Below are 21,142 nucleotides of genomic sequence, written 5' to 3'. Positions count from 1 at the left end.
ATGATTACTTGAACCATGATTTTTTATTGGAATCGAGATCCTTGAACTTCTCTATCAGCTCCTTCTGTTCAGAAGTGAGCTTCTTTGGGATATCCACTTTTATCTTTATTATCAAATCTCCGAAGCCGCCTTTATTGAAATGCGGCATCCCTTTGCCCTTTACCAATACCTGCTCACTGTCCTGCGTGCCAGGCTCTACTTCAAATTCAACCTCGCCATCTATACCTTTTGCTTTCTCGACACCACCAGTTATAGCTGTATAGAATGGTACATGAGCTTCCATGTAGATATCATCTCCCCTCCTTACAAATCGCTTGTCTGGAAGTATGTTTATCTCTATATATAAGTCCCCCTGACCGTCCTTTCCATAGTCTCCCATTCCGGAAACCCTAAGCCTGTTGCCCGTGGCGATTCCTCTTGGTACTTCGACATCTATTGTTTCACTTGCATTAAGCCTTCCCGTACCGTTGCACTTTGTGCACTTCTTCTCTGGTATATTTCCAGTTCCCCCGCATGTAGGGCAGATGCTTATAGTCTGCATCATCCCAAATGGTGTTCTTCGTACATTCCTTACCTGCCCAGTTCCTGCACATGTAGGGCATTTTTTAATCTTGTATCCTGGCTCAACCCCTGTTCCTTTGCATTTGTCGCATTCCTTTATATGCGTAATCTTTATTCTTTTTGAAGTTCCATGTACTGCCTCTTCCATTGATATGTTTACCTTTGTAAGCAAGTCTTTCCCTTGATCATCCCTTTGCCTACCGCCTCTGCCACCACCGAATATTGTATCGAAGAAATCATCGCTTTCAGAGAAATTTCCCCCTACATTGAATCCCATATCACGGAATATGTCCTCAAAATTAAAGTTCCTGAATATATCCTCTTGGTTGTATTGCCTGTTAAATCCTTCAGGGCCATATGCATCGTATTGCTTTCTCTTCTCTGGATTGCTCAGCACGGCATAAGCTTCATTTATCTCCTTGAATTTCTCCTCAGCAGATGGATCCTTATTCCTATCTGGATGGTACTTTAGGGCCAGCTGCCTATAAGCGCTCTTGATATCTTCCTGTGATGCATTTTTGCTGACACCTAAAATTGAGTAGTAGTCTTTAGTCATCTTTCTTACACCTGCTATATGGGTTACTTATGTATTACAAAAAAATAAAAATCAAATATTTAAATCAACTTCCTGCTTTAAAGTTTGCATCAGTCGTTCCTTCACTTGAGTTATCAGAAGGATTGCCGCCTTCTCCAGGGTTGCCACCTGAAGGTCCTTGGCTGTTTCCGGAGGCTGCCTGGTAAAGGTGGCTGCTTATGTCTGCCAAAGCGGTTTGGAGTTCATTGGTAGCTGCTTTTATTGCATCATAATCGTCCTTGCTCACCAAATCTTGAAGCTTGCTCTTTAAGTCCTCAAGCTTCTTCTTGTCATCCTCTGACAGCTTGTCCTTCAAATCCTCAACCGTATGCTCTGTTGTATAGATCATTGATTCCGCGTTGTTCTTTATTTCTATCTGCTCCCTTATTTTTTTGTCTTTCTCTTCGTTCTCCTGTGCTTCTTTTATCTTCTTTTCTATGTCATCCTTATTCATCTTGTTCGGAGCGACTATATCTATCGACTGGCTCTTTCCTGATGCTTTGTCCTTTGCAGTTACATGGAGTATACCGTTAGAGTCTATATCAAAAGTTACTTCTATTTGAGGGACACCGCGTTTTGCTGGAGGCAAGCCTGTTAAGGTGAACCTTCCCAAATCTATGTTGTCCTTGAACAGAGGGCGCTCTCCCTGGCACACGTGTATATCTACACTGGTCTGGAAATCATCCGCAGTTGTGAATACTTGTGAGTCCTTTATTGGTATTGTCGTATTCCTCTTTATTATTGGTGTTGCTACTCCTCCTAATGTCTCTATGCTAAGCGTTAGAGGTGTAACATCCAATAGCAGTATGTCTTTGACTTCTCCTGTAAGGACTCCTCCCTGTATTGCTGCACCTAGTGCAACAGCTTCCATGGGATCTACGCCTCTCTCTATCTTTTTGCCAATCAGCTGCTCTACATACCTCTGGGTTATTGGCATCCTTGTTGGCCCTCCTATAAGTATTATCTTGTCTAGCTGCTCTGGCTCTATCTTTGAATCCTCAAGCGCCTGCCTTACCGGTTTTGCGGATCTTTCTATTATTGGCAACACCAAGCTCTCAAGCTTTGCCCTATCTAATTTATATGAGAAGTTTATGGGCTGCCCCGCCTTTTGGGATAGGAAAGGCAAGCTTATATCGGTTGTAAGCACTGTTGAAAGCTCAATTTTCGCTTTCTCTGCTGCTTCTTTTAACCTTTGGATTGCCTGAATGTCCTTTGATACATCAATTCCATACTGCTTATTGATTTCACTTACTAGGAAATCCACTATCGCCTTGTCCATATCTGTTCCGCCCAACTGCGTATCTCCACTGGTTGATTTTACCTCAAATACACCTTTTCCAAATTCCATTATTGTTACATCCAAGGTTCCTCCTCCAAGATCATATACAAGGATTTTCATCTCTTTGTCATTCTTGTCCAAGCCATAGGCCAAGCATGCAGCAGTAGGTTCATTGACCAATCTGACTACATCCAACCCTGCAATTGCCCCTGCATCCTTCGTTGCCTGCCTTTGGTTATCATTGAAATATGCAGGAACTGTTATGACGGCCTTTTTTACTGGTTCGCCTAAAAAGGCTTCTGCGTCCCTTTTTATTTTCTGCAGTATCATTGCAGAAAGCTCCTGTGGCTTATAGTCCTTGTTGTTAATATGGTAAATGAAGTCGGTTCCCATTTTCCTTTTAAACCCGCTTATTGTACCTTCAGGGTTTGCAACCGCTTGCCTTTTTGCAGGCTCTCCAACTAAAATTTGGTTGTCTTTTGTAAACGCAACATAGCTTGGGAAAGCCTTTCCGTATAGGGACGCACCTTCGCTGCTTGGTATTATGGTAGGTCTACCACCTTCTAAAACAGCTGCAGCAGAATTTGAAGTTCCTAAATCTATTCCTATTATTTTTTCGCTCATAGTTTCACCGTTTATAATTAAGTATAATAAATTTCATTCCATATTGTGCTCTTCATTATCAGAAGGGCTTCCTTTACTGTCTTTGTTCTCTTTCTTCTCTCCTTGCCCTTTATCATTCTCTTTTTTTGATATTATTACCGATGCTGGCCTTATCACATTGCCATTGAATTTATATCCTTTGCTTATGACTTGAAGAATGTGGCCATCCGGATCGTTGCTCTCTTTAACCACTGCAATATCATGGAGATAGGGGTCGTACTTGCCTGTTGATTGAATCTCCTCCAGCCCTTCCTTTTTAAGTATATTCATGATATTTTTATACAGCATCTCTATACCTTCTTTTACTTCCTTGTCATTGGATTTTTCAACGGCTTTTAGTGCCAATTCAAATTCATCAATTACGGGAAGCAATTTCTTGACCACATCTAACTTCCCCAAACTGTTTGCATTATTTAAATCAACTTGTACTCTCCTCTTGTAATTGTCAAATTCCGCGGCCATGCGCAACATCCTTTCCTTATATTCCTTAACCTCTTCCGTTCTTGCCTTTAAGTCCTCTTCCACTTCCACTAAGTGGTTGTCTCCTTTGTTACCTTCAGAAGTTTCTTCTGACTTATTTTCTTCGTTTCTAGACTCTTTAACATCTTTATCTTCTTTGGCATTTGACCCTTGAATCCCATTATCCGCTGAATTGACTTTCTCTTTTTTAGAATCCTTCTTGTCATCCATCCTTAACACCACTCACTCGATTTTTACTTTTTTAAACTTTTTATTTTCTGATCTGCTCTTAGATAATCTATCAAATTGTTTAGCTATGTCAAGCATTTTCATCATTTCGCGATTTATATCGTATTCAATCTCCTCTATCACATCGCTCAATTCTTTCCCTCTTAGATAGTACATTCTTCCTCTTTTTACTATCCATCCTGCTTCTATAAGCCTATTAAGATGATATATTATAGTAGTCCTGGCTATTTTGAAATTTTCAGTCAAGTCACTGCTTGATATGCCCTTACCTGCCAATGCCGCATTTATAAACTGCTTTAACAAATCCTTCTCTATGCTGTCGCTGTTCTCTATTTCACTTTCCAGTCCAAATGACTTGCAGAACCAACTTATGAAAGAGTCAGGATCATCCGAATAGGGCTTGTCAACTGACTTTATTATTATAAACTTCATCGCTTATATTAATGCACCAAAATATTTAAATAACTTTCTATATATAATAATTAATTGTTGAAAATGTCAAATAAAAGTTGACATTTAAAACGGGTGAATAAAATGGAAAACAAAAAAGAAGAGAACAGGGTTAAGCTGTATGACCCATTTGATGTATTTTCTGGAATGGACAGGTTTATGCGCTCCGCACTTTGGTCACTGCATCCAGAAAGGTACTTTGATATAGCTGAAAATGGATTCAATATACCAGATGCAGATATAATAGACAAGGGAGACTCGTTGCAGATAAAATTGGACATGCCTGGAGTAGATAAGAAAAATTTGGACCTCAAGGTAAAAAGTGACCGCATAATAGTCAAAGCAGAAAAAAGTGAGAATAAAGAGATTGAAAAAAAGAATTATTACTCCAAGGAAAGGGCTTCAATAGGCTATTACAGGGAAATTTCACTTCCAGAAGAGGTAAAATCCGAAACGGCAAAGGCAAAGTATGAAAATGGCACACTGACAATAAATGTGGATAAGTCTGACAGAGCTAAGGAGAATTCGATAAAGATAGAGTGAGTTTTTAGGATTGTTTTCTTTAATTCTTTTCTTTTAAATGTAATATTTATTATTTTATAGGGTATATTATTACTGATATAATTGAATAGCAAATGTGGCAAGAGCAAATCCCAGATAGCTATAGAGTTTGTAATAGTTTATTCTATAGTCCTCCTAATATTTTTAGTCATATTTGCACTTGTTGCTAACGAAAGGGCTTACTCCTTGCAGGAGCAGGAATATTCTGAACTCCAACTTATAACACAAACCGTAGCCGAGCACATAGATATTGCCTTAGAGTCTGGAAATGGATATTTGTCATCTATTACCCTTCCTAGTACAGGCACATTCGACAACTATAATTTATCGTTGAGTAGCGGAGGCGAAGTAATAGCCACTATGAAGGTAGGGAATGAGAATATAACAGCATTGTCTTATAGCGCTGCAAGAAATATGCAAATCTCTGGTACTCCTGTAGGGTATGACTTTTATCGTGTTCCATCTGCTGGAACAATGGAATTTTACAACAACAATGGCCATATAATAATAAACTCTTATACCGCAGGATATGACTACCTGGCAGAGCATCTTATGACATCAGTGCAAGGATATGGAAAGGTTGCTAATTTCGATGGGAATGCAGACATAAATATACCAAATACCAGTGAGCTGGAATCAAACAGCTTTACCTGGAGCATATGGGTAAACCCCATTTCTTGGGATCCTAATAACGGAGGGTTTTTGGGACAGGCTAATTCTGGAACTGGCGCTCCATATATGATAGAGCAAGGCACTACTACTAATCCCAAGCTCCAGTTCAGCAATGATGGAGGTGGAGGAAGCTCAACGTATGCAGATATTTCATATTTCAAATGGCAGAACGTAGTCGGCACATATAACTATACAAGCGGGGCGATGCATCTTTATGTAAATGGAGTTCTTATCGACAACACAACTAATACTCCAATACCACGCTTATCTGGTCCAATATATATTGGTTATTTCCCTACTGATGGTGCTTATTTCCAAGGCTCAATGGCAAACCTACAAATTTATAACGAAGCAGTAAATTCAAGCTACGTAAAGTATATTTATTCTTCTGGGATGAACGGGGCGCCATCAGATTTCAATAACTTGGTTGGATGGTGGACCCTGAATGGCAATATAAATAATTATCTGGGCAATTATACTTCAACCCCTCAAATTACTTCAAAAGGGCTGACGTTCAGCAATAGCTTCATATTGTCTATGAATGCATCTAATATATTAAACAATCAGCTAAATGGCGTTGACCTTGGATTGGTCACAGGCACGGGAACTTTAGGCTCCCCTCTTAAATTCACGAATTACCTAACCTCAAACTTGATAAGCAACGTCACTGATGTGGTATGGACAAACGGCACCGACAACGTAACGGTAAATGCATTCAACGGCAATCTGTTCTCTGAAGACAACTTGGTTGGATGGTATCCTTTGGATTCGGGATACAGTAATACAATATTTGATTTGAGCGGGATAGGAAATGTCGGCCAGATATCCGGCAATTACACTTGGGAAAATGAATCTGATTACGCAAAGATTTACGTTGCTAATTTCACTCCCTCTTCACCGACATATGTAGAGGTTCCTCCCTCTGATGTCCTGCTTGATATCGCAAGAAATAACTCTTTCACAGTCAGCGCGTGGGTTTATTACAGAGGTCCTTCAACGCAGCCAGAAACTATAATAAATGATATAAATAGGACAGCCAACTCTGGATTTTCACTTTACATAAATAAGACAGGAGATTTGAGCTTGGAGATAGGTAATTATCCAGTATTTTCTAATAAAACCATCAGCATCCCTAAAGACAAATGGACTTTTGTAACCGCTGAGTACAATTTCAATACAGGTTCTGAAAGATTGTTTGAAAATGACCTATTAATAAACAGCAGCACCGCGGCTTTCCTGCCAATTACCCAATATTCTCCATATTACATAGGTTACAATAGCAGCTTTTACCCTGATGGCTTCAATGGCTCTATAGCAAATTTACAACTGTATGCTGATGAGCTCAAAAGTTACCAGGTGGCAGAATTGTATAAAAATGGGATGGCTTCTGCGCCTTTAGGGGGATCCAACTTAATTGCATGGTTCACATTGGACAACACTACAGAAGATTATGGGTATAATACAACAGTTATAGACTCATTTTCCAATGTGAGATTCACAAGTGCCGTGTTTAGCAAGCATATCAATTCAAGACCTTACCTTTTCTTAAATGGAAGTTCGGGTGCAAATAGCGCTAAGATAAATTCCACAATAGGTTATTGGCTTGGCACCAATCATAATTTTACAGTAGTTGCGTGGTTCAACAGCCCTCATAACGGAGGGCCTATTGTAGGGATAAGTGCACCTAATGGCTGGAACATGCCATTCGTAAGCATGAATAGGACAGGATATATATTTGGTTGGGTTTACAATACTGGAAGTATACCTTTTGAAGGTTCATTTAATACAACTTATTTTGCGGCTTTGACTTATAATAGCGGTTCGCCAGGGGTTGGAACCTTTTATATAGACGGAGGTGAAGTTGGAAGCTCCATTGGAGAATACAGTTCATCAGGAGTAGAAGATTATCTGACAACCTCTATACCAGGTACAAGACCTCCTAACACACCGGAGAACTTCACAGGAACTATCTCCGATATACAGATATACAATTCGACCTTGAATGGTACAGAGATAGAACAGCTTTATGAACAGGGGCTTCCGCCTTACAAGAAATATTCGTTGCATGGTTGATAATATGAAAAATGCCAAAGCACAGTTTTGGAGTATCGATGTCATATTTTCGATAGTCATATTTACTGTGGCATTGACCTTGCTGGCTTATACTTGGTATAATATCAACAATCAGCTGGCCCTTTCTTACAGCGATGGATCCACGGTGATGAGTATACAGGCATTTACAATGTCGGGCACCTTAATGACACCAGGTTACCCTATAAATTGGCAAGATGATGTAAATTTATCCGATAATGCAAATTGGAATGAAATATCAATAGGTTTGTTGAAGAATGGATCCGATCAGATAAGCAATAGCAAGCTTTATACCTTCATAGCCATGGCAAATTCAAATTATCAGGCTACAAAGACTTCTTTAGGGGCTTCGTACAATTACTATATAGTAATAAGGGGCAGTGGAATAAATATAAAGATAGGCAGAAACCCTGCACTGTACAATGCTACTAGTGTGGTGAGGCAGACTTCAAGTGCAATGCTGAATAACATGCAGGTATCTGTCATAGTTGAAACCTGGACAAATGGTAATTTGGCGGTTGATTGACTAATAAAAAAGGGTTTATATTTACGCTTGACGCGGTGTTTGCACTTATAGTTGCTGCTGCAGCCATTTCAATACTGCTTTATATTCATTTTATAGCTCCTATATCTTATCAATCCTCTATTTCACAGGTTGAGGATGACCTGCAAGTGCTTACATCTACACCTTTGGGCGGTTACTTAAGTGCACTTGATAACCCATTTTCCGGTTATACGAGGTCGTACAATACTTTCGGGGCAGCTTCTTTTGATGGATACAACAGTTATATATCATCACAGCTATCGGTACCTGCAGCAGAGAATTTGACTTATGTCGCTTGGATTTATCTCAATTATATACCCGATAATAATGCGGGAATTATATCTGCTGTTTCTTCATACAATTACGGATCCATGTCAATTTTCCTAAATGGGAATTGCAATATACAGGTATTAGTCACTAACAATACAGGAAATACTTTTGCCGATGATTCCCCATATTGCTTAAAGCCCCATAGATGGTACCAAGTTGTGGCTACTGAGAATGAATCTATTAGCCAGGATGGCAAAGTTATAGGGGGAAATTACACTTTGTACATAAACGGCGAATGGAACCTCACACAAAAATTTTCTGGGGCTTTGGAAGGAGCTACAGGATTTAACATTGGACTTTTCAGTTATCAGGGTGCCTATTTCCCTGGATATATTTCAAATGTGCAGATTTATGGATCTAGGTTAACACGCACACAAGTTTCGTCTCTTTATGATGAAGGTACAATGGGAATTCCTCTAAGATCATCAAACCTCCTTGAGTGGTATCCATTAAATTCTGAGAGCAATCCCAATGTATTTAAATCTTATAACGTAACCTATTTTAATACCGGAGACATATCAATAGGCAACGTAAATTTGACTGAAAACCAAAGCATGCTTTCGGCGATCGCTGATTTGTACCTCAATGATCAAGCACCTGAGGCAGACATAATCATGGATAATCTATACCATAATGAGGATACGGGAATATACATAAATAGCACCTATGCCCCTGATTTGAAAGTTGCCTATTTTGATGGAACTGCCGGATTTTATGCACCAAATTTCACATATCCTGGGAAAAATTACACAATAAACCAGTGGTTTTATCTCTCGCAGGCAGATGACCCTACTTCAGGTGTTGGGGGAGGCCAAAGCCCTATAGTTGACATTTATAATGGATCTGCCAATGGCGGTATAGGAGGAAGTCAGAATTTGGATTTTGGAGGTACTTGGGCAGGCGGGTCTAGTAATAACTTTGGAATAGGAGAGGACTGGCCGAGCGATTGGGAATTCTGCTCTACCAATGCAGGCACAGTATTCCCCAACAAATGGTATAACGCTGTTGTGTCGGTAGTGAATTACACGAATGTCACAATATACTTAAATGGGGTAGAAGCTAAAAATTGCCTTCTTACTGTACCTATATCCGGAATGGAGTATCCGACATTAGGAATTGGGGATAACCCTCCAGGGGGTAATGAACTCGCCACTGCGGCAATATCCAATGTACAAGTTTATGACAGCGCGGTAAACGCAAACCAAGCTGTTACCTTATATGATGAAGGAATTGCAGGAGAGCCTGTGAGCAGCAGTGTTATTGGATGGTATCCACTGCTTGGTAATTTTAATGATTACTCTGGGATAGGGCATAGCGGTTTTGGCGGAAATGGTGGTTCTTTAAATCCGGACAACGTAAGGTTTATAGAATCGAATTTTACACCTCCCGGCTTTGCTTCATCTGACATAATAAGCCAAGCGTCTTCACCGGAATTGCTAAATGTAAATGGGACAATGAATGTATACAATGTGAGTGTTTTATCATGGGGCTGAATAGATTTAATGGCAAAAACAAGAAAGGCATACTCTTAACTTTGCTAATGATAATAGTGCTAATACTTATGATGGCAGAATTGATTACCTATGTAACACTTAATATAAGCTATGACGACTTGTCCTCTTCTGCTGTAAGCACAGGTTCATCAAGCGCTATGGTTAAAACAATAAGTCCGGCTATTTCTTCCTTCCTTAAATTATCCCTAAAAAATTCGGTTTCCGTGCTTGTTAATTATGAATCGGATCCAAAATTAAGAGGTAATAATTTTGTAATTAATACAAAATCTGATATTATAGATCTGATGGATAACCAAAGCTTGTATGGAATTGATTATAGGAATGCTATAGGGATGGACATTTCAGACTATTTAAATCTACTTGAGTCCAAAGCAAGCGCAGATGGGGTAGACCTTGAAATTGAAAATGGGACCCTGAATGTTTATCAGTCAAATTCAACAGATTTGGAAGCGGAGTATACAGCCGTTGCAATACTAAATAACAGCGGGCTGCTCTCCTATTATCCAATAGTTGCTGTTGCAAATGTCTCCTTGGAAGGGATGCCTGATCTTCACAGTGTGCAGAATGCAAATTTCAACAATCTAGTTATCCCATTGAACTTTACACTTTATACACTTGGAAATTCAAGTTATGCACTTTCCGGATTTACTTATATGTCCCCTACACTGCCAGGAACTTTATATTATTTCACAAAGCCCACATGCCAGAGCATTCCAAGCAGTATCCAGAATGGCAATTACATACTTTTAGCAAATAACGCAAGTGGAATTAATGGAAGCGTATGCGGGATGGCGGGCCTAGTTGCAAATGTAACCAATACAACAGGTATATCAAAGCCCTACCTTGTATACCCTAATAGCACGATAAATTTATTATCTAAGTACAGCAATTCAGGTTCAACAAAGGTAATCCTTGGTCCTAATCCTGCACTTTACAATTATACAGCTTTGAAAAATTATATAGCCGATGGATATTACTTTAAGTCCAATGATAGCGAAGATTATTTACAGGAAGGCGAGTACAACCCAGATACTACTTCGAATTACGGCTTGGTGTCATTTAATTCTTACAGCAGGCAGGTTGCAGAATTTGATGGTGTAAACTCAGATGCAAATATCTCTTCATTCGGTCCAGAATTAGTTTCAAATATAACGATATCTGCATGGATAAATAATAATGGAAAAGGAAACTACTCGCAAAATATAGCAGATGTAAATGGCAAGATAATAAATGAACCTAATGGATTATTTTATATAGGGGTTAAAGGTAAAGACGGTAAAGCAATAGTTGGATGGAGCAATATTGCTAATATATTTAAGTATAATTCATCTGGTGGGGTAATAGCCCCAAATAACTGGTATTTTATTACTGGTGTATGGAATAAGGTTACAGGAAACTTGTCTCTGTATGTTAATGGTAAACTTGTCAATACAACACAGATTGCCTTTCCGCCTCCACTGACCCCATCAATATCAATAAACGAAATAAATATAGCTGGAAAAATGATTGTTGGGAGCGACCAACTTGTAATGAATAATTTCAATGGCTCAATCGCAAATGTGCAGATTTACAATAAATCTCTTTCCCCTGCATCGGTAGAATACTTATATTACCAGGGACTGGATGGAAGGCCCTTGAATGATTATGGGCTGATTGCATGGTATCCTCTTAATGGGAATGCCTTCAATTACTATAATTACTCGTATAATTTAACACAGAGCAATATGGCATACACGAATTATATAAGTTACACAGAATCCAATTGATAGATGTATTGAATGCATTTATATCCGCTAATTTTGCATTATTGCATTGATGGTTATAGATAGGATATTTTCATTTTATCAAAAGTTATACAAAATCCGACTAGCAAGTGCATTAAAAGATACGATAAATAGATATCGGGTAAGTATAATCGTCAATTATTTCGTGATGCAGGTTTATTCACCTTTTTGGGTATGGATCAAGCGCCCAATCCAGTGAATATTCCGCTTATCACAGTACCTACTATATAATACAGGATTATCCCAACTATTATGAATACAGGTACGAACTTAATGCCTTTTATTGCAGAACCCGATTGTATTGTCGACATGATTATGGCTGCAAAACCCGTAATAAATATTATTGATATCAATGAGAACGTGTGATATGTCTGTGGGGATATCTTTGGAGGGCTTGGCTTTAGAAAAGATACCCCTGTAGTTGGCAATCCACCAGGATTGGCTGCCAGTATACCCTTCCATACTGTATCAGTAACAACAATCATCTGGCTTGTAAGGCCATACATGGCGGGAGCTGCTATAAGCCCTGCGAATACTATGAATATGCTGTACATAAGCAGCTGCCCCGAAATCTCTTTCATTGTAAGCTGCTGGTTTTTAAGGTCCTTTGACATCTGTGAAATCAAGTCAGACATTGCACCTCCATACCTATATGCCTCCAATACCATACGAACGGAATGCTTCAATGTAGTTGAATCATAACTGTTTGCAAGCTCGGTAAGGGCAGCATCAAGTGTTTCGCCACCATATATCTTCTTGTTCATCTCCTTGACATCCAGGCTCAACTGCCCAAACTCAGGCCTTGCTGCCATCAGCATTGCCCTATCCAAAGACACACCGCTTCTTAGGTTTGCGGCAGTTATCTGCAGATAGTCAGGCAGGAAATTCTCCATGATTGACTTCCTCTTATCTATAAGGTAGTTCAATATAAAGTATATTACTACCAAGTACACTGCAGGAGCTATGACAACAGATAATATGGCCAATATTATATTTATTTTCATGAAGTACAGCACAAATGGAACTATAACCATAAGCAGTATAGATCCTATTACCATGTATGACAGGAGTTTGTTTACAGTCATTTTGAGCCCTGCAAGGTCTAGCAAGTGCGACAGCTTGTAAGAGATGTTCCTTGAAACCAAACGCTCAAATCTAAACTCCATTGTATCACATTGTAAATATAGGCCTTGAACTCCTTATCATCTGCAAGAAGACCACCTGCAGGAAAATAATACCTACCAATACCCCGTAAAGCAGTTCTGGGGTTACTACTATCAGTGCTATGAATGTTGTCAATATAGTGACAACTGCTATACCCATGCTCGGGAGTATGACTCCGAAAAGCATATAGAACATTGCTATTGCATTCAGCTTTTGCCCATAAGCATGCAGCTGTATTACCCTTTCCCTTGAAAGATCGTCTACTATCTCCTGCAAAGAGTCAACTATATTTGAACCTGCTTTTATGCTCACAGAAGCCTGAATCATGAGCTTCCTGAAAGATGCACTCTTGCTTTCGGATGCTGTATCATCTATTGCTTGTTCTAAGGATTCACCGAACTGAACTTTCTCTACTACATGGGCAAACTCCCTGCTTGCTGCTCCATATCCAGAACTTATAGATACCATTGCATTGAATAATGGCATTCCAGAACGGAGTGATATTATAAGGTCTCTTGATGCAAAAAGGATGTTCCTTTCTATGTCCTTCCCATTTGAAACCTTCTTCTTGCTTGGATAGTTTATGAAGGCCTTAAATGAGAACTGAAAAGCTGCCACTCCTACAACGATACCAACTAAAGCCGCAAATGCAATTACAAGTCCTAGATGCAAGAATAGTATAAACCCGACCACACCTATTGAAACTGCTACAATAACTGATGCAAAAAGCATACGTTTTAGGAAAGATGTAACACTTTCATTTATTCCTTGCTCCTTCAAAGACTGTTCCAGCCCTTTATGCTTTGCAGCTACTCCTTGCAGGTAAAGATCTATGCGGCTCGGCCTCTGGAATGATGCTGTATCCCTGCGCACCCTTCTTCTTGATTCATCTTCAGGAGTGCCTCCAATACCTCCTGCGGGTACCTGGTATGAATTTGATTGCGTGGGGTTCGGCATTTGAGTGGCATTTGTATTAGGATCGTTATTTTGCGCATTGCCTTTGTTGTTATCCTTGTAATACAATATCATCCACCGTTTACCATTTTATCTATAAGGTTAATCCCCTCGCTTATTTTGTCATCTCTTGCGCTTAATAGTGCCTTCTCTGCATCACCAAGCTTTGACATCTTGCTTCCCAAGTCGCTTTTCTCCTTGTCGGAAATCCTCTTTATCCCATATATCTCTTGCATTACTATTATTAAATGGTCATGGTCAAATATGTTATTTCTTAATCCGTCATTTATTCTATTAATTTCGGATATCTGATCAGAGATTGGCAAGCTTGGCAACACCAAATCATCGTAATTTATTTTTTTAACCAAGTCCTTAAGCTTTATACCTTTTGCTGGATTGGCCTGAGCCTCGCTGACAACCTGATTCTGTTGCGCACTAGAACTTATATTCACCACTGGGGTTGCAGTTGTCTCCCTTGTCCTCTGAGTCTGCTCACCTATTATGTATTTGCTGGGTGCAATGGGATTATATAAATTCGTTATCCTGTTATTCCTGAATAATCCATAATCCAATGAGTTTATCATTTTTATTACATCTGCATAGGACATCCTATTTTGATTTGATTCTGGATTATCCACTACCTCTGAAATGTTTATTGTTATTGGGGTTGATTCGGATGTAGGGTTCTGTGATGAACTCCCGTATATATTATTTATGAAGTCCTTGATTTTATCGTAATCCACATCTTCATCCATTATACCAACCTTTATCATTTGAATTTATCTCTTGAAAATTTCGCATTCTCTTTTACTATATCCAAAACCCTTTCTCGGTTATTATAGTAGTTAGCAATTACAAAACCTGCATCGTCTACGTTAGTTATATTATTTGCAGCCATCCAGCTTAATACATCTGATTTCTCCTTTACATCAGAATCTATTTCGCTCTTGGTCATCCCTGTATATAAGTTCAGGGTCTCTTGAAGCCTTGTCATCTCACTTACCTTTGTGAATGTATCTGTCCTTATATTCCATCTGTAAAGCACGTTTGCATCTCCTGTCCTCAATAGTTCACCAAATTCAAGTACTCTTCTTATCCCTTTTGCCCTATGCCTGAATACTGTTATTATAACACCCAAGGCGTTCATTGATATTTTTGGGGTGTTTATAGGAGGATTTGTCATTCTTATAATAGTATCCTGCACATTATCTGCGTGAAGCGTACCGTATACAGAGTGACCTGTGTGTATTGCTTCGAACAAGGTTTGGGCATCTTCAGCCGCTCTTATTTCTCCGACGACTATTATATCAGGTCTTTGCCTCAATGAGTTTATCATCAGATCGTACATGCTGACTGCTCCCTTTCCTTCAGGGTTTGGCTCTCTTGTTATCATAGGTACCCATTGCAAGAAGTTCGGCAGGGCAAGTTCTCGTGTATCTTCTACAGATATAACCCTTCTATTGCTTGGGAAGAATATGCTCATTGCGTTCAAAAAGCTCGTTTTACCACTTGCAGTTCCCCCAGATATCAATACACTTATCTCGTTCTGTATGCAAAGCCAGACCAATGAAGCTAAATTGGCGTCTAGTGATCCGTTCTTTATTAAGGCAGGCATAGTCCAAGGATTTTTCGAGAACTTTCTTATAGTAAGAGTATTTCCCGACTGTGATATTGGGAATAGTGTACCGTTAACTCTTGATCCATCCTCAAGTTCAGCGTCCATGAGAGGGGTAAGGTTATTTATTTCTCTTCCCACCCTCCTTCCTATCTGCTCTGCTTGATTGTATATTGAATCCTCGCTGGTTGGCTTAAGTGAAGTCTTTAACCAGCCAAGCTTTTTATGGAATACCCAGATATTGTAATTTGCGCCATTTACTGTAATTTCTTCTAATGAATCGTCCGATAATGGCACTTCTAATTCTCCTAAACCTAACATCATGTTAAGTATATAAGACAATAAAACCTTTTTGATTCCCTCTTCAATTCTTGGCAGATACCTGTCTATAAGAACTTCTGCTGCGGCAAGGTACCTTTTGTTCAGATCAGATACATAATCTTTATCGTTTATCTTAGATAAATCTACAGGAACCGAAGTAAGAAGGGGACGCCTCATTGAAAGAAGCAGAAGACGGGTTGCCATGCTCACCCCCTTGAAACTGACTCCATATATTGGAACGAACTCCTCAACAGTCTTGTATATTGTTATGTGCGCTTCCAACCCGTTTGCAACTAAATCATACTCTTGAATTGTTTGCTGGGTTGGTGTGGAACCTTCATTACCTTTATTTTCAGAGACCTTGGCATTGTTATCTTCATTTTTAGGGTTTTCGTTAACGGATGGACTTGGGTTTGGCTCTGCCGTAGGCTCAATATTATCCGCACCGCTGGAATCAATACCCCTTAAATCACCGGCATCAATAATTGATTTTGGTTCTAAATCACTCATTAGTATCATCCGAAGTTAACGATTTTGAGAGGGCATCAGATGAAGTTTTTATTTTGTCTGAAAGGTTATTTATTTCACTTTCGGTTTTCTTGCTGTGTTTTTCTATTATCTCAGCATACTTCAAAATATCCTCCCTAGACACATTCTTTTTTATTGATAATGTATCTACCTCTCTTTTTATATCATTAATCTCCTTTCTTAAATCTTTTACTCTCGTTTTTGAATCATTAAGTACAGTAATCAAGTTAAGTATCTGGGAGTTTAGATTGCCTAAATCGCCAAAGTGCTTTGTTATATCATTTAATTTTCCCGATACTTCGTCATAAGCTTTATTGAACTCGTTTGTATACTCATCTATCTTTGCCTTATTTGAATTATATATTTCCTCTACTTTTTTAGAATCTACTTTTCCAGATGTTTTGTTGTAAAGCGACATCATTGTATTATAACTTTTTATTGCAGTATTTAAGTTTGCTTTATCTTTATTTATACTAGTTATGTTCTTACTTATCTCCTGCCTGGCTTTTAATACTTGGTCATTAAGTGATTTGCTGAATGAATTTATTGAGGTTAAGGCATCTTTATAATGGAATTGGAGATCTCTTTTTATATCTTCTATCTCCTTAAGGTTGTCCTTCCTAATATTTTCTAAATCAGCCTTCTTAGACAGTATGTCCCCGAGGGTTTTTGATAATTTTATATTTAGGGTTTTTAGATCATTTTCTAATGGCCCGTTAGACAGCCCATTTATATTAGAAACCAGCTTTTGGTAATCCGCATTTACTTTGGTGTATTCTCCCGACGTGTTTTTGTTCAATCCTTCTACTTTCAGGTTGTATTTATTAAGCTCTGCCAGGGTCTTATTCAGCTTTTTTATTGTTTTCCTTATTTGTGGGTATTCTTTTGAGAATTTGAATTCTGCACTGTTTATATCTGCAGAAGTGGAATTTGCGGAGTTTACCAGTTTTTCAAGTAGTATATATTGGACATCGACATCTCTTTTTAACTGCTCTCGCTTATTGCTTATGATATTGTCGATGTTCTGGGTATTTGCTACATTGCTGAAAGGCTCTATGTACATTTTTCCCAATTCGTAAGATATTTTTACCATATTCGCTGATTCCAATATCTTTGCCCAGTCATCTATAACGGAGGCAGGAGTGTCCAATGATAATGCAAGCGTATTGACATCCATTCTGCCTTTGCTCTGGAGAAGCGCCAGCATCCTGTCGATATTGGTTTTAGCTTCGTTCAGGTTGGGGGCATTGGCATTGTTTGCACTCGGAGATGCTTTGGAGGATTGATTTTCAACCATAACTAAACACATTATAATTTCTCAATTAATGTATTTAAAACTATGTTAATATGCCAAGACGGTTTATAACGGGGAAGTCATATAATTCTTCTGTAAAATAACGAAAAGAATGAAGCCAGCACTATCATTATCGCAACTTCCATAAACATGTCTAGTATGCTTCCGGTAAGTATTAGGTATGAAACTGCCATCAGTATGAATATTATGACCATTGAACTAAAGTAAACCTTTTTATTCCAATTAAGCACCTTCGCCCCGTCTAAAGGCATTATAGGGAGCATATTGAAAAAGGCTAAAAGTATACTTATGAACATTCCTAATGCTGCTATTAAAGTCACGTAGGAATTGTTTATATAAGGTGACATTATGAATATTGCAAAAAACAGTACGAACACGGCAAAGTTCATCAATGGCCCTGCAATTGATACTAAGCCCTCTTCTTTACGTGTAAAATTATTTGTATAGATTACAGTGGCACCGGGAATCCCGAATATGAATCCAAATACCCCCGTAGCTAAGGTAATTAACAAGCCATTGACTGAGTATTGGAAGCTTGCAACTGCACCGAAATGCTTTGCAACCTGGCGGTGCATTAGCTCGTGAAGCACAAACGTCAGTGTCACTATTATAAATATACCTGGAAGATAGATCGCAAAACGTTCTACGAAATTGGGGGATCTGCTGAACAGACCTCCCATTAATGATAAAGTGAATGCTATTGTCAGCACTAAATCGGCAATAACAATCTCTTTTATCTCTTCTTTTACAGGTATATTATATCTATATACCATTTTATTACTCCTTAATACCTTGAACTTTTATTGATAAGCTCTCTCAAATAGAATTTGAGTAGCCCCAACCAGATTCGAACTGGTGTTTACAGGTCCAGAGCCTGCTGTCCTTTTTTGGTTTCGTAAGAAATGTCCACTAGACGATGGGGCTTTATTCAGTTATTTATTTCTTAGAAGAATTTATTAATCTTTTATTTATTATGATAAATTTTACTTCATCTTAAGTTAATATTGCTTTATTGTTTACCCGCTTGCTGACCATTTATCATTTATTAAGGATTACTTGAGGCTTACTGCGCTTTATGCTCATTTTTGTATATCGCTTCTTCGTATGCATTTGCTATTTTCTTGAATTTTTCTTCTGCTTCCTCTCTCCTACCTGAATGGACATCTGGATGGTACTTTAGAGCTAATTTATGGTAAGCCCTCCTTATTTCTTCATAGGATGAATCTCTTTCAATCCCTAATATTGAGTAGGGATCCTGGGATGTGTTTATGCTCTGTGAAGTGCTGTTTGAAGATGACGATGAAGAAGAGGAGTAATTATTTGAGTAATAAGTGTGTGAGTGGTAATCATGGGAGTAACCATTGTTAGAATAATAGCTATCTGATTCGGATCCAGCTGAATTGGAGAACGGGATGATGTTTGTATAAAGCATTACCTGTGTTGTTTGAGCGTTTGGTTCTTGGGAATATTGAGATATCCCGGTATTATTATCGGTTGCCCCCTTTGTGTCATTTGATGGATAAGTAGGTTTATATTTCTGCATTGCATTTGGAGTTGGGGGCGTGCTTGAATCATTATCTGTGGTAATCAGGTCATTGTTTTTATCCTTGTTTATTGACAGCACTGTATGGCTTTTCAGTATATTCTCATCATCTTCGTTCTTTTTCAATAAATTCTCCTTTATATTATACATGTCCATTCTTCCTGCATTTTCATAAGTGGCCTTATTGTAGTTAAATGTGGTGCCATTATCGATATCGCGCTCCCTCCTGTCATTGTAATTCCCTGTCTTGAGTTTGCGGCTTCCTTCCTTGTCGTACTCTGCTTCGGAGCTTACATTGCTGTTCTTTTCTCCTATCCCATATACTATGTCGTGCCATGATCTTTTATCGTTCTTGTACTTCTCTTCCAGATACTTATTCCCGTGTTCCAGTTCGTACTTGCGCAATGATTCTATTTGTTCCTTGTTGGCAAATCCGTAGCTGACACCGCCATCCTCGGTGTGGTTTTCAACTAGGAAAGTCTCCACTCTGTTGCCATTCTTGCGGTACATAGGATTTCCATTGTCATCGGTATTCATCACTCTGATAACATTTGGTGGCTTGTTTGTGTTGATTATTGGAAGTGGGGGTGGGGTGTGGTCCGCCTTAATGGTCTTTACCAAGTCGAAGTAATACTTGTTTGACGTCATTATCCCTGATGGCAGATCCTGCCCGTAAGTTGCCTTGTAATAATTTTTGTAATCGACCGATCCACGTTTATCCTTATACCCTATCTCCATTGCTGCTTGCTTAAACGGATGAAACATATTGTGCTTGATGTCTTCTCTTACCTGCTGACTGAGGGTTTTCGTATCGGGATTATAGTTGCCTCCTACATACATATGATTGATGACATTTGCACTTGTCCCCCCTTTGTCTAGGTCATAGGTTTTGTACAAGTCATATAGTTCCTGGTCTTTCTGGCTAAGTGAACTTTTGACAACATTGCCTGTTGCCACCATATTTATTAGCCCTTTTGCTTTTGAATCGTAGTCTTTTCCGTATAGCTGCGTAAGCATCTTGTCTTGTGTGTTGAGAATAGTATTGGCTGCAGTCCTGTAAAATTCCGCTCCAGTACCCAGGAAGGAGTGCTTTGCAAAAAATGTGGCTTTGCCCATCCTCTTGTTGACCTCGTCAATTTGATCCTGCGTTAGTCCGTTGCTTTTTAATTTGGTTGAAGGAGGTATCTTCTGGTTCTGGGCTTTGTAAAGCTCTTCAAGCCTCTCTTTGTACAGCTTTAGATCTCTCATGCGGGCTTCCTTCCTTCTTTTAAGAACCGCTAATGGCCTTTGCTGCCTTTCCTGCTCCTTCACCTCCTTGTAGTATTCTTTTGACTTGTTCTTTACATAGTCTTTTGCTAACGCCGCCTGAGTTTTATTTGAATTATTCTGCGAAAGTATAAAAGAGGACCCTAAGACTGATGTCGCAAATTTCATTGCTCCTGTTGTATTTGGATATTTAGTGCTTGAGCCTGTCTGGGCCATCTTACTTGGAGTCTTTTTTAAATTGCTAAGGAATTCATTATATTCTTTCGTTGTCTTTTTTAGTTCCTTATTTCCTTCTCTTACAGAACCTCTTTTAGTTCTCCATTTTGGATCATAATTTTTACCCATTGCTTCTTTCATAGCCCTTATCTTTGTATCCTGCTTGGTTAGTTTACGTTTTTTAAGTTTATTAGTAACTAGGCCTCTTGGTACACGCTTTGAGGCATTTGACCTTGGACCTGCAGACCTGTTGTAATTTACGCTTCTTACTCCCTTTCCTGCCCTGCCTCCGCCAGTTCCTTGGGTAACTCCCATTAATGCGTCTAGGCCGAAAAATGCAAATATGCTGAAGCCTCTTGTCATTCCGGCAGCGGCAGCTATAAGTATTATTATTATGATCAAAGGTATGAGTGGCAGTACTGCATTGAAACTGAATACCAACGGAACTATCACGAGCAACTCCAACATATAAGTCATAATTATTTTGTT

Annotated in this window: 16 protein-coding genes and 1 tRNA gene; 5 read left to right on the top strand and 12 right to left on the bottom strand. The window is 38.9% G+C overall.

Annotation, left to right across the window (positions count from 1 at the left end):
- Positions 1–4 precede the first annotated feature (4 nt).
- From dnaJ to Mia14_RS00875, 4 genes are all read right to left on the bottom strand, one after another.
- Entirely contained in the window at positions 5–1,117 is a 1,113-nt protein-coding gene (gene dnaJ, locus Mia14_RS00890) for a molecular chaperone DnaJ (protein WP_088819684.1), read from the bottom strand.
- A 64-nt stretch (positions 1,118–1,181) separates the two neighbouring features.
- Positions 1,182–3,038 carry a molecular chaperone DnaK gene (gene dnaK, locus Mia14_RS00885; protein WP_088819683.1) on the bottom strand — a complete coding sequence of 619 codons (1,857 nt, stop codon included), beginning with the start codon at positions 3,036–3,038 and terminating at the stop codon, positions 1,182–1,184.
- Positions 3,039–3,071: 33 nt separating this feature from the next.
- On the bottom strand, positions 3,072–3,767 hold the full coding sequence (locus tag Mia14_RS00880; protein ID WP_088819682.1) for a nucleotide exchange factor GrpE: 696 nt from the start codon (positions 3,765–3,767) through the stop codon (positions 3,072–3,074).
- 12 nt (positions 3,768–3,779) lie between these two features.
- A complete protein-coding gene (locus Mia14_RS00875) occupies positions 3,780–4,217 on the bottom strand; it encodes a winged helix-turn-helix domain-containing protein (protein WP_088819681.1) in 438 nt (145 codons plus the stop codon).
- A 102-nt stretch (positions 4,218–4,319) separates the two neighbouring features.
- Here Mia14_RS00875 and Mia14_RS00870 point away from each other — a divergent pair, with 102 nt between their 5' ends.
- The 5 genes from Mia14_RS00870 to Mia14_RS00850 all read left to right on the top strand — a co-directional run bounded on the left by Mia14_RS00870 (position 4,320) and on the right by Mia14_RS00850 (position 11,713).
- Positions 4,320–4,778: an Hsp20/alpha crystallin family protein gene (locus Mia14_RS00870; RefSeq protein ID WP_088819680.1), complete on the top strand. Its 459-nt coding sequence runs from the start codon at positions 4,320–4,322 to the stop codon at positions 4,776–4,778.
- 81 nt (positions 4,779–4,859) lie between these two features.
- On the top strand, positions 4,860–7,541 hold the full coding sequence (locus Mia14_RS00865) for a LamG domain-containing protein (protein WP_088819679.1): 2,682 nt from the start codon (positions 4,860–4,862) through the stop codon (positions 7,539–7,541).
- A gap of 4 nt (positions 7,542–7,545) precedes the next feature.
- A complete protein-coding gene (locus Mia14_RS00860) occupies positions 7,546–8,085 on the top strand; it encodes a hypothetical protein (protein WP_088819678.1) in 540 nt (179 codons plus the stop codon).
- Entirely contained in the window at positions 8,082–9,926 is a 1,845-nt protein-coding gene (locus Mia14_RS00855; RefSeq protein WP_088819677.1) for a LamG-like jellyroll fold domain-containing protein, read from the top strand. Before Mia14_RS00860 ends, Mia14_RS00855 begins: the two co-directional genes overlap by 4 nt.
- A complete protein-coding gene (locus Mia14_RS00850) occupies positions 9,917–11,713 on the top strand; it encodes a LamG domain-containing protein (protein WP_088819676.1) in 1,797 nt (598 codons plus the stop codon). Before Mia14_RS00855 ends, Mia14_RS00850 begins: the two co-directional genes overlap by 10 nt.
- Before the next feature lie 197 nt (positions 11,714–11,910).
- Here the strand turns inward: Mia14_RS00850 and Mia14_RS00845 are convergent, their stop codons facing one another.
- The 8 genes from Mia14_RS00845 to Mia14_RS05185 form a co-directional block, all read right to left on the bottom strand.
- Positions 11,911–12,897, bottom strand: a complete 987-nt coding sequence (locus Mia14_RS00845) for a type II secretion system F family protein (RefSeq protein ID WP_088819675.1) — start codon at positions 12,895–12,897, stop codon at positions 11,911–11,913.
- A gap of 4 nt (positions 12,898–12,901) precedes the next feature.
- Positions 12,902–13,918, bottom strand: coding sequence for a type II secretion system F family protein (locus Mia14_RS00840; protein WP_157891413.1), 1,017 nt, complete (start codon positions 13,916–13,918; stop codon positions 12,902–12,904).
- A 2-nt stretch (positions 13,919–13,920) separates the two neighbouring features.
- Positions 13,921–14,604: a hypothetical protein gene (locus Mia14_RS00835; protein ID WP_124216865.1), complete on the bottom strand. Its 684-nt coding sequence runs from the start codon at positions 14,602–14,604 to the stop codon at positions 13,921–13,923.
- 14 nt (positions 14,605–14,618) lie between these two features.
- Positions 14,619–16,295 carry a type II/IV secretion system ATPase subunit gene (locus Mia14_RS00830; protein WP_157891412.1) on the bottom strand — a complete coding sequence of 559 codons (1,677 nt, stop codon included), beginning with the start codon at positions 16,293–16,295 and terminating at the stop codon, positions 14,619–14,621.
- Positions 16,288–17,610: a hypothetical protein gene (locus tag Mia14_RS00825; RefSeq protein ID WP_088819671.1), complete on the bottom strand. Its 1,323-nt coding sequence runs from the start codon at positions 17,608–17,610 to the stop codon at positions 16,288–16,290. Before Mia14_RS00825 ends, Mia14_RS00830 begins: the two co-directional genes overlap by 8 nt.
- 77 nt (positions 17,611–17,687) lie before the next feature.
- Positions 17,688–18,401, bottom strand: coding sequence for a site-2 protease family protein (locus tag Mia14_RS00820; RefSeq protein ID WP_088819670.1), 714 nt, complete (start codon positions 18,399–18,401; stop codon positions 17,688–17,690).
- A gap of 59 nt (positions 18,402–18,460) precedes the next feature.
- Positions 18,461–18,552, bottom strand: a tRNA-Gln gene (locus Mia14_RS05115).
- Positions 18,553–18,691: 139 nt separating this feature from the next.
- Positions 18,692–21,121 (bottom strand): J domain-containing protein, encoded by a 2,430-nt coding sequence (locus Mia14_RS05185; RefSeq protein WP_232780223.1) that lies wholly within the window; start codon positions 21,119–21,121, stop codon positions 18,692–18,694.
- Between the last annotated feature and the right edge of the window lie 21 nt (positions 21,122–21,142).

Source organism: Candidatus Mancarchaeum acidiphilum (genome assembly GCF_002214165.1).
GTDB lineage: Archaea > Micrarchaeota > Micrarchaeia > Micrarchaeales > Micrarchaeaceae > Mancarchaeum > Mancarchaeum acidiphilum.
Note: the sequence above shows the minus strand (reverse complement) of the source record. Positions and strands in the feature narration are given on the sequence as shown.

Excerpts from the sequence above, each read along its gene's own strand:
- Mia14_RS00845 (WP_088819675.1), bottom strand. The coding sequence starts at position 12,897 with ATGGAGTTTAGATTTGAGCGTTTGGTTTCAAGGAACATCTCTTACAAG.
- Mia14_RS00830 (WP_157891412.1), bottom strand. The coding sequence starts at position 16,295 with ATGAGTGATTTAGAACCAAAATCAATTATTGATGCCGGTGATTTAAGG.
- Mia14_RS00870 (WP_088819680.1), top strand. The coding sequence starts at position 4,320 with ATGGAAAACAAAAAAGAAGAGAACAGGGTTAAGCTGTATGACCCATTT.
- dnaJ (WP_088819684.1), bottom strand. The coding sequence starts at position 1,117 with ATGACTAAAGACTACTACTCAATTTTAGGTGTCAGCAAAAATGCATCA.
- Mia14_RS05185 (WP_232780223.1), bottom strand. The coding sequence starts at position 21,121 with ATGTTGGAGTTGCTCGTGATAGTTCCGTTGGTATTCAGTTTCAATGCA.
- dnaK (WP_088819683.1), bottom strand. The coding sequence starts at position 3,038 with ATGAGCGAAAAAATAATAGGAATAGATTTAGGAACTTCAAATTCTGCT.
- Mia14_RS00850 (WP_088819676.1), top strand. The coding sequence starts at position 9,917 with ATGGGGCTGAATAGATTTAATGGCAAAAACAAGAAAGGCATACTCTTA.
- Mia14_RS00875 (WP_088819681.1), bottom strand. The coding sequence starts at position 4,217 with ATGAAGTTTATAATAATAAAGTCAGTTGACAAGCCCTATTCGGATGAT.
- Mia14_RS00835 (WP_124216865.1), bottom strand. The coding sequence starts at position 14,604 with ATGGATGAAGATGTGGATTACGATAAAATCAAGGACTTCATAAATAAT.
- Mia14_RS00825 (WP_088819671.1), bottom strand. The coding sequence starts at position 17,610 with ATGGTTGAAAATCAATCCTCCAAAGCATCTCCGAGTGCAAACAATGCC.
- Mia14_RS00880 (WP_088819682.1), bottom strand. The coding sequence starts at position 3,767 with ATGGATGACAAGAAGGATTCTAAAAAAGAGAAAGTCAATTCAGCGGAT.
- Mia14_RS00820 (WP_088819670.1), bottom strand. The coding sequence starts at position 18,401 with ATGGTATATAGATATAATATACCTGTAAAAGAAGAGATAAAAGAGATT.
- Mia14_RS00860 (WP_088819678.1), top strand. The coding sequence starts at position 7,546 with ATGAAAAATGCCAAAGCACAGTTTTGGAGTATCGATGTCATATTTTCG.